The sequence below is a fragment of the Alcaligenes sp. HNGD-HTN06 genome, assembly GCF_049932565.1.
Lineage (GTDB): Bacteria > Pseudomonadota > Gammaproteobacteria > Burkholderiales > Burkholderiaceae_B > Alcaligenes > Alcaligenes ammonioxydans.
Genome location: NZ_CP187782.1, coordinates 1,747,283 through 1,760,106 on the forward strand (window position 1 = coordinate 1,747,283; position 12,824 = coordinate 1,760,106).

The following is a 12,824-nucleotide window of genomic DNA, read 5'->3' on the forward strand; positions in this document are numbered from 1 at the left end:
AGTGGCCGCTACGTTTTATGCATCTGCCCCGATTTATTCGTCTTCATAAAGTCCTGTTGTTGCTGGTATTGATTGCGTCACTGTCAGCCTTGGCGGGCGTGATGGCTTACCGAGCTGGTGAATCATTCGGACTGTCCAGCTTGCAGGAGTCGGGGCGGCAGCGTCTGGATTTGTATGCGCTGACACTACGCCACGAAGTCGAGAAGTATGAGTATCTGCCCAAGATGCTGGAGCTGGATCAAGAAGTGGTGGGGCTGTTGGAGCGGGGCACCCGGTCCTCGCGCGAGGTCAGCCGTCATCTGGAGCGCTTGAACGAGCGCGCCCAGACCCGCGTGATTTATATCCTCGGCCGTCAGGGTCAGGTTCTGGCGACCAGCAACTGGCAAGAGGCCGATAGCTATCTGGGGGAAGATCTTTCCTACCGCCATTATTTCACCGAAGCGCGTGAAGGACGGCCCGGATTCTTTTTTGGAGTTGGAACCACACGGGGCGAGGCCGGCTATTACATTTCCTCCCCCATCACCCAGGCAGGGCAGGTGATCGGCGTGGCCGTCATCAAGGTGGATCTGGATCGCCTGCAGGATTCCTGGACCCACGCTCAAGCGCCGGTGATAGTGTCCGATCACTATGGTGTGGCGATTCTGTCTTCGGTGCCCGCCTGGAAATTTACTGCCAGTCAGCCCCTGAGCGAAGATGTACAACTGCATCTGCACCAGACCCGCCAGTACAACGGTTTGCCCATTGTTCCCCTGAATTTACTGACCCAGAGCGTGTTGAGCCAGGATGCGCAGCTGGTGTCCTTGCCTTCTGATGGCAGGGCGTCGGGAGCCGAGGATGACACCCGCGGACTCCTGCTGGCCCAGACAATTCCGTTTGGTGCGAACGGCTGGACCTTGACCCTGTTTTTACCCACCGATCTGGTCTATTCCATGGCACGTCTGTACGCCGTGTTGGCCGCTTTGGGGCTTGTATGCCTGTTTGTGATGCTGGTCAGCTGGTATTTGCGCCGGCAGCAACAGCGTGACCGTGCCTTGGCTCGCGTTCAGCTGGAGCGCGCACATGCTCAGCTTGAACGCAAAGTAGAAGAACGTACGCGTTCGCTGGAAGAAACCCAGGCGGGTCTGATTCACGCTGGCAAACTGGCGGTCATCGGGCAATTGTCTACTGGCCTGGCCCACGAACTGAACCAGCCCCTGACTGCCTTGCGTACCTTGTCAGGAAATACCATCCGCTTCATGGAGCGCGGTGATCTGGATACCGTGCGTGCCAACTTGAAGCGCATCAATGATCTGGTCGACAGCATGGGCGCGCTGACCTCTCAGCTCAAGCAATTTGCCCGCAAGTCGCCAGGCCATTCAGAACTGACAGATTTGAGCGCGATTATCGATCAGGCGCTGTTGATTCTCGAACCCGCGATTCGCCAGCATCGTGCAACAATCCAGATTCAATTGGCAGACGATGCAGGGGTAGTGCAGTGCAATCCCAACCGTCTTGAACAGGTCATCGTTAATTTACTGAGTAATGCGATTGATGCCGGCGCCTCACGAAACACGCACCCTGTTGTTCAGCTCAGCAGCCAGCGGCAAGGTCAGCAGGTGACGATACGGGTTCAGGACAATGGCCCAGGATTAAGCGAGGATGCTCGGCTGCATCTATTCGAGCCATTTTTCACCACTAAAGAAAGTGGTACAGGGCTGGGGCTGGGTTTGGCTATTTCGATGAGTATTATTCAACATTGCGACGGCAGTCTGACAGCCGATAACTTGCCAGGTGGTGGCGCCGTGTTCACCATTGTGCTTCCCTTTCCTGGAGCAGAAAAATGTACGAAGGGCTAACCGTTCTCATCGTTGAAGACGATGTCAATGTGCGTCTGGGTTGTAGCCAAACCTTGCAGCTTGAAGGCATTCGGGTGGAGGAGGCCGAGAGCGCAGAACAGGCCTTGCGCCTCCTGCACAATGGCTGGCCAGGCATTGTCGTGTCCGATGTACGTTTGCCGGGTGCCGATGGCATGAGCTTGCTGCAGCAACTGCAACAGCTGGACAGCGACTTGCCTGTGGTGCTGATTACTGGCCATGGCGATGTGTCGATGGCTGTTCAGGCGATGAAAATGGGGGCTTACGATTTTATTGAGAAGCCGTTTTCGCCCGAACATTTTGTGCAGGTGGTATCGCGCGCCTTGGACAGACGTCAAATGAGCTTTGAGATCAAAGCACTGCAGGGTCGATTACAAGACAAGCAGTCCATTGAGGCTCGCGTGTTGGGCAACTCCTGTCCCATGTCCAAGGTGCGCGAACTGATCTGCAATCTGGGCAATAGTGCCGCCGATGTACTCATTTTTGGCGAAACCGGCACCGGCAAAGAGCTGGTGGCGCGCTGCCTGCACGATCTAGGGCCCAACAGGGACGGTAATTTTGTGGCAGTCAATTGCGGCGCCCTGTCCGACAGTCTGTTCGACAGTCAGATGTTTGGTCATGAGGCGGGGGCCTTTACGGGTGCAGGCAAGCGGGTGATCGGCAAAATCGAACATGCGCACCAGGGCACCTTGTTTCTGGACGAAATAGAAAGCATGCCGATGGCCATGCAGGTCAAGCTATTGCGCGTTTTACAGGAGCGCACGCTGGAGCGTCTGGGCTCTAATCAATCCATCGCCATCAATTGCCGCGTCATTGCGGCGACGAAAGTTGATTTACTGGCCCTGGCCGATCAAGGCTTGTTTCGTCACGACTTGTATTACCGCTTGAATATGGCGACCTTGCCCTTGCCGCCCTTACGCGAACGCCGTGAGGATATTGGCCTGTTGTTTGAGCATTTTGCCTTGTTGGCGGCGGCTCGGCATGACCGTCCGGCGCTGGAGCCAAACTCCGAGCGCTTGCAGGCCATGCTGGGCTGGCATTGGCCGGGCAATGTGCGCGAGCTACGCAATTTCGCCGATCGCTGCGTGCTGGGGGTCAACAGCGCCTTGCCCGGTCAGCAAGCCGCTCCAGGAACCGTGCCGACCTCATTGGTCCACACCGTTGAAGCGGTCGAGCGCGCCTTGATCGCTGAAGCCTTGAAACGACATCACCATAACTTGACTCGCGCCGGGCAGGAATTGGGCATAGCCAAAAGTACGCTGCACGACAAGATCCGCAAGTACGGCCTGTTGGCGTCCTAGAACTGGTCTGTCTGGGCATGGGCGGCCGACCCTGTCTGTTACGTCGCCTGAACAGGCCCGCACTACGCAATCGCTACGCGCTGGGGCGGGCAAGCGCCAGATCGTGCCGGTTTGACGAGGCAAAAAAGAACGCCAGACTCTTCAACGTAGAGTCGGCGTTCTTTGCCTTTCACGGCCTTAGGAGACCCGGGTCGTCTTTTCTAAGCCGACAACTTCTCCACGCGGGCTGGCAAACCTTGACGCACGGCAGCTCCTGAAACCCAATCAATCCACACGTTGTCCTGACCGTCGCCACGGGTTGGGTCCGCAAAACCCAGCTCGTTCAGGTTCACGCCAGCCGCAAGATCCGCCAGATGGGGGGTGGCCTCACCGTCGATGTGATGAGAGCGGGCGCCCAGCTCGGTATGACCAAACCCATGTTCGATCGCGATGGCCCCGCGCATGATACCGCCGCGTACCAACGCCACGCCTTCGACGGCTCCGCCTGGTGTACTGACCCGGATACGATCTCCGTTACGGATACCCATATTCTTCGCATCCTCCAGGTTCAATGAGATCGGGTTATGCGGATGCACCTGGCGCAAACGGGACATGCCAATCGACATGGAGCTCATCAAGTTGGATTTGTAGGAGCTCATCAGCAGCGGCCACTCCTGTTCAGAGAAATGTTCGCGCATCGGGCTGCCATCGGCCAGACGGGTAGGGTACCAGGTGGGGCACCCACTGAGTCGTTCGCCCGTCATGGTGTGACGCATCTTGGCCAGATCTTCGTTCCAGATCTGTAAAGCGTTGTCGTAGCGATTTTTCAGCTGATTGCCTTTCCAGGCGTTTTCAATTCGATCGAAGCGTCCACCGCGGGTCAGCAACATGGCCACTTTACGCTGCTCTTCGGGATGCAAGCGCGATTGCAGCTCTGGAAAGAGGCGGTCGACACCCGTGATGCGCATATCGTCATCGGAGGCATCGCCCACCGGACGACCTGCACCAAACGCGATGTTGGCCATGCCCCGTAGGTAGAAATCCTCGGCGCACAACAAATCATGGGTATTGCCCGCCTTGTCTTTCAGGACACCCTTGCCAAAACCGGGCAGTTCCAGACGTAGCGCGACCGCAAACAGGAAACTTTCCAAGTTGATCGGCTGACCATCCGCCGTGCGCTCCACGCGGGGCTGAACAACCGGCCAGCGCAAGGTCGAGGACTTGGCGATTACGTCGGCCCAAGGCGCAGACACCCCCCAGCTTTCATAGGTGACCGTGTCCGGCACGATGTAGTCTGCATAAGCATTGGTCTCGTTGATGAATGGATTGACCGAAATCGACAGCGGGAGGGCGGCCGGATCTTTCAACTTGTGCAGCAGCGCATTTTTAAAGCCCGCGATCGCGTAGACCGGATTACTCATGTGATTGATCCAGACCTTGGCCGAGTAGGGATAGCCATTCAGCCCGGAGGCAATCATTTCGCTGCTCAAGGCGCCCACCGCGGGGTACCAGGGAGCAGGAGCCGGGTATAAGGCTTCACCTTTTGCCAGGCGGCGTTTGTACTCGCTGGATTTCTCATAGGCGAAACGATGGCGCGACAAGGACACGCCTTTGGCCGTCACTTTTCCAGGAAACTGTGCAAAGTTGTAGCGTGGTCCCGGTCCAAAAGGCCCGAATGGGCCCGCATCCAGCACCAGGCCCCCTTTCAGGTTCAGGTTGCCCACCAGGGTATTCAACATGGCAATGGCATAAGCCGTGTAGAAACCCGACCCGTTCATGGTGCCACCATGCGCATCGGCCACTGCCTGCCGGCCATAGCTGGTGAACTCTCGCGCCAGCTCGATCAGGGCTTCTTCTTCCATGCCACAGCCTTGGGCGTACTGGGCAATGGTTTTCTCCTGACTGCGCTCGCGCAGCATATGCAAGGCGGTACAGACGCGTACATCCTTGCCGTCCAGATCAACAAGACGGTCGACAAACAGCGTCGCGCGATCCAGATCGGTATGGGCGCGCAGCTCACCTTGTTCGTCCTGAACGATAAAGGGTGATTCAGCTCCTTCGGTCACTTCCCAACCCAGGTCGGTACCGCGCAAGTAGCGGCCAAAACCAGGGTGCTCAGGATCAGCAATCAGTAAATGGCTGGCGTTAGTCCAGGAAGCCGTGTTTTCGTCCTGTTCGGCCGGGGCGTGGGGCAGGGCCAAATGCTCCACATCAAAGCGCTCTTGTTCCAGAATCCAGCGCAACATGCCCATGACCAGCGACAAGTCGGTGCCGGGCAGGACAGGCTGCCAGCGGTTGCCGCTGCCCGAGGCGAGGCTGGACGAGGTTGGCAGGATCGGGGAAACAACCACATATTTAAAGGTGTTTTCAGGGCGCGAACGGGCTTCCGCCAGCTCGCGACCTTGGCGCTGGAAGGGGTTGCCGGATTGAGCGGGTGCCGCGCCAATAAACAGTCCAAAACGGGCGTTTTTCCAATCTGGCTTGCCATGCGGCATGCCTTTGATATCGCCCATGGCAGCGCCAGTGCCTACGCGGAAGCTCTGACCGCAATAAGAGCCGTGGTTGCTGACGTTGATCGTGCCAAACGCTTGTTCGGCAAAGCGTTTGACCAGCGGCGTACGACCTTCGTTGGCCGCATCGGTGAACAACAATTGATTGGCAAGTGGGCCAAACTCGGGGTTTTGCGGATCTATCAGGGTTTCATGGTCCCAAATGGCCCGCAATCCGTCGACGTGGCCTTCGTTAAACAAGTTGCCGCCTTCGCAAACCTCTTCGATCAGTTGCTCAAAGCTGATGCGTTGCCATTGCCCTGAGCCGCGCGGGCCAACACGCTTAAGGGGGGAGAGAACACGATAAGGACTGCTGTGCTGCTCTAGCATGGATGCACCACGCGCGCAGGCGCTGGCACGGCCTTCCAGTCCATTTTCACCACCGAGCATGGCGTAAACCTCGCGTACCGGCTGCTCCATGGGGGCAGACTGGGTGGTGGCCAAGGGATGGTAGGGGTTGCCGGCAATACGCAGAATCTTATTGTTCTCCGTATCAATGCGCACACGCACCCCACATTGGGTCCAGCATCCCAGGCAACTGGAAGGGCTGACAATCTGGCCAGGCTGCGTGTCGAGCAAGCCGGTAACCGGATCGATCCGGAATTCAGCTTGCAGAGAGTTGCCGCGGGTAGCATGGGCGGTTGGCGCTCCGGCTGTGCCTTGACCCAGACCTTGTACCGCCTTGACCACGGTGTCGCTGTAACCGGCCGCAAAAGCAGCCAGACCACCCACAGCAACGCCGCCGCGGGTCAGGACCTGTCGACGCGACAGATCGGGGGTTTCGTTTTTCTTGCTCATGACGATAAGTACCTGAAATCTAGTGGGTCTGTGCGGCCTGGGCCGTCAACGGCGCATGCCGGGCCGGGAACAGAGAGAGCAGGGTGGTGCTGGCGGCAATCAAGGCAATGCACAGGCCGAGCACACCCAGCATGCCCAGCAGTCCATCACTGCCCAAAGGCATGGTGTAGAGGTACAAACCAGCACCATATTTCGGTACACCCTGCACCGCCATGAAAATAATCCAGCGAAACACCCAGGCAGAGCCAAGCATGAAGGCGGCACACAGCAAGCTATACCACGTGCCTTGCAACGTCTCGGCCGGACGGCTGAGCATATAAAGCAGCAGCAGACCCAAAGCGCAAGAGCCCAGAAAGCCCAAACGCCATACCGGGTAGGTCTGGAACAGCTCCTGGGCGGCAGCAAAAGAGCGACTCTCACCCATCAAACCGGAGCCAAGCCACAGCAGGGCCACCAGGATCAGGGACAGCACCACACCCAACGACCAGCGGCGGATATAGTTCATCGGCAGACCGGCCACGCCACCGGGCAGAAAGCGGGCAACCAGTAACAGTGCGCCCAAACTGGCCAGGGCTGCTGTCAACGCAAAATTTACCGGCAAAAACGCGGTGTTCCACAAAGGACGTGAACGCAGCACCATCACTTCAAAGCCGCTGTAAACCAGAATCGACACGGCCGAGACCAGCAGGGCCAGGCTCAGGCCGCGCCACAAAGCGCGTTTGTCCAGCCACCAGGCCAGTACGTTCGCCACCGACAACCCGACGAACACAGGCAACAGAATGGCGCCCAATGACATCCAGGACCAAGGTGTGAAGTGGGCATAGAAATGCCAGAAACGGCCAGGTTGGTGCAAGTCGGCCAGCAAGGACACGGGCGCGGCGATGCTGCTGCACAGCAGCACAATCATCAGCGCGGGTTCCAAACGACGCAAAGCGGGATCGCGAGACCAGGCGCAACGCCATACCCAGACCGTGCTGGTGGCGGCCATGCCTACCAGAAAAAAGTATTGGACCGCCCAAGGTAGCCAGGCGACTTCATAGGCGGGGGTCAGAATTTCAATAATAGACATATCGGCCCTTTAGAACTGATTGGTCAGACGCACGCTGGCCTGACCATCCACACCATCGACAAACTCGTCTGGCAAGCCGATGTAAAACACATGGGGGCTGGTATTCATGCCGGGTTTGAGAACGCGGATTTCCTCTTTGTGCTCGTTGAGCAGTTGGGAAATCGTGCTGTTTTCATCGTTCATGTCACCAATGACACGCGCTCCACCCACACAGCTTTCTACACAGGCCGGCAGCAAGCCCGCTTCCAGGCGATGTTCACAGAACGTGCATTTGTCGGCAGTTTGGGTTTCATGGTTAATGAAGCGGGCGTCGTAAGGACAGGCCTGAACACAATATGCGCAGCCGACACAGCGCTCGTTATCCACCAACACCACCCCGTCTTCACGCTGAAATGTCGCCTGTACCGGACAGACAGGTACACAGGGTGGGTTATCGCAGTGATTGCAAAGGCGCGGCAGGCTCAGCATGGCCGCCTGCTGCTGCTCGTCGAGCACCTCGTATTGCAGAACCGTGGTTCGGAACTGCCCGATAGGCGGGGCGTTTTCGATCGAGCAACTGACCGTACAGGCCTGACAACCAATACATTTTCGTAGATCCACCACCATGCCGTAGCGGGCCCCCTCTTTCCCACCGCTGCGGCGGGGAGGTTGACTGTTCATGGCCGCCTGGACAGGCTGGATAGGAATAATGGTGGCACCGGCGCTCAGGCCCAGTAATTCCTTAAGAAAACGTCGCTTGCCCGGTTTGGGCTCGGCGGTTGGAATCATGTGTTTTCCTTTTTTTGCCTGGGTTTAACCCATTTAAATTATTTACAGTTATAAGCATATTAAGAATACGAAGTTACAGTCTTGATGAAAGTCAAAAAGAACATTTAAAGGTTGAAATGTTGATATGCAGTGATAATGGGCACAAAAAAAAGCCCCTTCGTTCAGAAGGGGCTGTATAAGACTGATTTAAAAAGAAAAATACTTAAAAAGTCCCGCCCAGACTCAGGAAGAAAGTACGGCCAGGCTGGTTGAACGTATGAGCGCCAGCGCCATAGATGTAGTTGGGCGTCCCCAGGTTCACGCCGATTGCATTTCCGCGCCGGAACAGGCGTTTGTCAAACAGATTGTCGACACCCGCGGTGATATGCATCCGCTTGTTGATTTTGTACTGGGTGCTCAGACCAAATAAGGCGTACGGGGAGACCTTGTCGGTTGCAGAGCCTGTCAGAGTCTGCCCGTAGTAGTCGTATTTGGGTGGCTTTTGTTCGCCGTAGAACGTCGCTTTGGCCCGCAAGGACCAGTCGGCGTTTACCGTCCAGTCCAAGGTAGTGTTGATGGTGTATTTGGGAATCGTGGACAGCGCTTCGCCAGTGGTCTTGTTTTTGGACTCAATCATGTAGGTGAAGTTGGTTGACCATAGCCAGTTCGGGGCAACGGGCCAGGTCAGGTTGCCTTCCAGGCCTGAAACCACGGCTTTGGGAATGTTTTCCCACTGCAGAACCAATTGCTGCTTGTTCAGGGCGGTAAAGCTATCTACTGCAAAACGTCCTGCTTCCACTTTATTGCGGTAGTCGTTATGAAAGTAGGTCAGGCTTGCACCCAGGCCGCCGTCACCGACATACTCAATTCCCAGCTCCTTGTTGATGCTGGTTTCTGCCTTCAGGTCCGAGTTACCCTGCAGAAAGCAACCTGTCGTGCTCGATGATGTATTACCCCAGCAACCGTTACCGAGACTGTACAAGGTGTAGCCATCATTACTTTGATACAGGTTGGGAGCCTTGTAGGCGCGGGCGATACCGGCTTTGAACAACCAGTTGTCAGTTACCGCATGCGTGAGATTGAGTGACGGGCTCCAGTTGCTGCCATGCTTGTCGTGGTAGTCAAAGCGCAGCCCGGGTGTAACGGTCGTCTGGTCGGTAGCGTAAATATTGTTTTCAGCAAACACCGAATAAATACTGGCTCGCGATTTGGGCTTGTAGGCCGTCGGTACGCCAGGGATGCGGGTAGGGTTGCGTTGCGCCAAGTCCGAGGACGTGTCGTTGAGTTCCTGGCCAACCCATTCCATACCGACCGTTGCGTATTGCTCAATACTGCCGGCCTTGAATTGATGACTGGCCTCGGCATGGGCGGTCAGGGTGCTCAGGTCAGCCGTACCAAATCCCCCATCGTTCACACGGGACGGGTCATTAAATGCCCCCTCGGTCCCGCCCGCCAGGCCCTCCAGCAGACGGTAGTTGCGTGTTTTCTCGTACTGCACATACGCCAGCGTGTTGGTTTTGTCATTCCAATCACCCCGATGGGTCAGGGAATAGCTTTGGCGATATATTTTGTTCGTTTCGTCGCCCAACTGGCGTTTGACCTCATCATTGGTATTGGTGTTTTGGGTATCGCCGGTGTAAATATTGCCCTGGCGGCCGTAGAAAACCTCCAGGTCCACCGTGTGGCGGCTGTCGGGACGCCAGGACAGCAGACCATTGATGTCCTTGTTGCGCACCCCCTCACGCCCGGCAGGCAGACTGTTGGCGTTGGCCCCCCCGCGTTCGGTCTGGTGGCCTTTATTGATCTCCGGGTCGTCCGCATCGGTCTTGTTCAGGTTTCCGTATAGGCGAAAGGACAGGGATTCGCTGATGGGGCCGCTCAGGCCAAAATTCATGCGGCGTGTCGCCCCTTCATCGCTGTGTTCGGGCACATTCCCATAAAGAGAATAGGAGCCCTGGAACGTGTCGGTGGTGGGCTTGGTGATGATATTGACCACTCCTCCGGCTGCTCCGTTACCGTAACGAGCTGCGGCTGGGCCGCGCAGCACTTCTACTCGTTCGATCTGCTCGGCAGGAACCCAGTTGGTATCGCCGCGGGAATCGCGTTCGCCCCGCCAACCAAATCGCACGGCAGAGCGTGAACTGACCGGTTTGCCATCAATCAGAATCAGCGTGTTTTCCGGGCCCATGCCGCGGATATCAATTTGCCGATTATTGCCACGCTGCCCGCTGGCTGAATTACCCGTCAGGTTGACCCCCGGCATGGTGCGCAGCACTTCGGAGATGTCGTTGGCGGGTGGGGATTTCTGGATGTCGTCGGCGGTGATGACAGACGACCCCAAGGTTTGCTTGAGCTCTTGTTCGGCCTTGACCACGATGCGCTCCAGTTCCTCGACCTCTTGCGCTCGCGTCTGAACAGGGAAGGCCAAGCTCATCGCTACAGCCAGACTGCTTAGGGACATAAAGGGGACACCGCCAGGCCTACGGCGCGTAGCGGCGAAAGAGGAGGACACCGACATGATTAACACCTAGTAATAATGAGATTGATTCGTGATTATAAACAAGGTGAGCGGTGTTACAAAGTGATAATTTCGTATGGCCGATACAAAGGGATCGGCGCATTCAGCCCGACACCCAGCCGCTGCCGGTCAAGACAAAGCCCTTGTCAAGATGGGCAGCGTGCGTGGTAGACAGGGTGAATGCGCTCAAGCGCAGACACTGCAGCCAGGGCCCATGCAAGTATGGATAACCGAGTTGCGCGTACTGGAGCGCGTGCCGGGGCCAGTCACATTATTGCCGGCCAGGGCTTGTTGAGGGGTCAGGCCCCGCGCGGGGCTGGATTTGCTGAACAGACGCCGAGGAGCACTCAGCTGCAGCAAAAGACTGCCTTTTTCACAAGCAGGGCAAATTTGAGGGTCGTTGCGGGCAGCCATGCTGCGCAAATGGCTGCTGCGTTGCAAGCAATGATTGCAAAGATAGTCGTACAAAGGCATGGCAAATCCAAGTGAAACGGGCCCTGGTCTCAATGAAAGACCAGGGCCATAGACCGATTAGCTCAGCTTACAGCGTGTGCCTGGACGGCCAAAACGAGCGGCATCATTCAAGGCACCCTTAGGCAGAATATCGGTATCAAAAATACCGGTAGGCAAGGCAAGGGAGGCGGAGCTGTTGGGCAGGTCCACCACGCCACCGTAACGACCCTCAACGGGAGCGGCCGTCAGGAGCATGTACGCTTGCGCGCGCGACAAGTCCGTGGTGCGGCTGATGTAATCAATCGCCGCCAGGCAAGCCTGACGGTACGCGACCGTGGAGTCCAGATAGTAGTTCACGCCTTCTTCCACACTGATCCCGGTAAAGTGCATCCACTGATCGTACTTGGGATCGTGGCGGCCCGGCACGTAGATAGGCGCGGTCAGATTATATTTGGCCATGCCCCCTTTGATCAGGTCAAAGCCAAGGTGGGCAGCGCCGTCCATCTCAATGGCGCCACAAAAGGAGATTTCGCCATCGCCCTGGGAGAAGTGCAAGTCACCCATGGACAGGCCAGCCCCTTTGACGTACACGGGGAAGTAAATCCGCGAACCGATGGTCAGATTCTTGATGTCCAGGTTGCCGCCGTGCTCACGCGGGGGCACGGTACGGGCGGCTTCGGCAGCCATACGGTCAAATTCCGCGCCCTTGACACCGCGCAGCACCGCTGTCTTGGCGTCGGGTGGATTGGCGTGGCCCTTGGGTACGAGCAAGGCTTCCCGACGATTCCACTCACGCAGCAACTCATGCGAGGGCAGGGTGCCGATCAGGCCGGGATGCATCATGGCGGCGATGCGTACACCAGGGATATGCCGCGAGGTGGCATACACACCATGCAGGTCCCAGATGGCCTTGTCGGCTTCGGGGAAATGCTCGGCCAAAAAACCACCGCCGTTCTCTTTGGCAAAAATGCCCGAGAAACCCACCGGGGTAATACAGCGAATATCCAGCAGGTCCACCACCAGAATGTCGCCGGGCTCGGCGCCTTCCACGTGGATCGGGCCGGTCAGGGGGTGAGCGCGGGTCAGGTCAACGTCGCGCACGTCGTTGGCGCTATCGGTGTTTTTAATCTGGGCATCCAGAAAATCCAGGCATTCCAGAATCATTTCTTCACCCGGCTTGACGCTGGTCAGATCGGGAATATCAGGATGCCATCGGTTGTGCCCTATTTCAGCTTGTTCGGCCAGGGGTGCGCCGGGTTTGATTTTTATATGCTGCATGTGTTCTCCGAAGTATGTGTGCGAGGTTCGCACCAAGGCGCTTTTTCAGGCGCTTGACCACACCATTAACACGACTGGACAAGCATGGTCAAAATCAGCCAAGCAACGGTTTTATATGCATTTTTTTGCCAGTAAATAAATTCTTAAGTGAGTCAATGATTTAGACATTAAGCGATTAAAAAACAATAAACCGCGCTTTTTGTCTAGAGGATAAATCCTGATCTGGCGCAGGTTTTTTATGTCGGCGCGTACCGTTAATAAAAAGGGGTATGGACATAC

Annotated in this window: 8 protein-coding genes; 2 read left to right on the forward strand and 6 right to left on the reverse strand. The window is 56.8% G+C overall.

What is annotated here, in order from left to right:
- The first annotated feature begins 17 nt into the window (after positions 1-17).
- Both ACOZ42_RS07985 and ACOZ42_RS07990 read left to right on the forward strand, forming a co-directional pair.
- The gene (locus tag ACOZ42_RS07985) at positions 18-1,835 is read left to right on the forward strand and encodes an ATP-binding protein (RefSeq protein ID WP_059317646.1); all 1,818 of its coding nucleotides are present in this window, start codon (positions 18-20) and stop codon (positions 1,833-1,835) included.
- A complete protein-coding gene (locus tag ACOZ42_RS07990) occupies positions 1,820-3,154 on the forward strand; it encodes a sigma-54-dependent transcriptional regulator (RefSeq protein ID WP_059317645.1) in 1,335 nt (444 codons plus the stop codon). The genes ACOZ42_RS07985 and ACOZ42_RS07990 overlap by 16 nt, the downstream gene beginning before the upstream one ends.
- 200 nt (positions 3,155-3,354) lie before the next feature.
- Here the strand turns inward: ACOZ42_RS07990 and ACOZ42_RS07995 are convergent, their stop codons facing one another.
- The 6 genes from ACOZ42_RS07995 to fmdA form a co-directional block, all read right to left on the reverse strand.
- Positions 3,355-6,480: a tetrathionate reductase subunit A gene (locus ACOZ42_RS07995; protein ID WP_426345799.1), complete on the reverse strand. Its 3,126-nt coding sequence runs from the start codon at positions 6,478-6,480 to the stop codon at positions 3,355-3,357.
- A 19-nt stretch (positions 6,481-6,499) separates the two neighbouring features.
- Entirely contained in the window at positions 6,500-7,549 is a 1,050-nt protein-coding gene (nrfD, locus tag ACOZ42_RS08000; protein WP_131071771.1) for an NrfD/PsrC family molybdoenzyme membrane anchor subunit, read from the reverse strand.
- A 9-nt stretch (positions 7,550-7,558) separates the two neighbouring features.
- Positions 7,559-8,317, reverse strand: a complete 759-nt coding sequence (dsrO, locus tag ACOZ42_RS08005) for a sulfate reduction electron transfer complex DsrMKJOP subunit DsrO (protein WP_426345800.1) — start codon at positions 8,315-8,317, stop codon at positions 7,559-7,561.
- Between the two features lie 202 nt (positions 8,318-8,519).
- Positions 8,520-10,757, reverse strand: coding sequence for a TonB-dependent siderophore receptor (locus ACOZ42_RS08010; protein ID WP_301605609.1), 2,238 nt, complete (start codon positions 10,755-10,757; stop codon positions 8,520-8,522).
- A 243-nt stretch (positions 10,758-11,000) separates the two neighbouring features.
- Complete coding sequence (locus ACOZ42_RS08015; protein WP_426345801.1) at positions 11,001-11,288, reverse strand: FmdB family zinc ribbon protein; 288 nt, start codon at positions 11,286-11,288, stop codon at positions 11,001-11,003.
- A 57-nt stretch (positions 11,289-11,345) separates the two neighbouring features.
- On the reverse strand, positions 11,346-12,545 hold the full coding sequence (gene fmdA / locus ACOZ42_RS08020; protein ID WP_003800092.1) for a formamidase: 1,200 nt from the start codon (positions 12,543-12,545) through the stop codon (positions 11,346-11,348).
- Positions 12,546-12,824 lie beyond the last annotated feature (279 nt).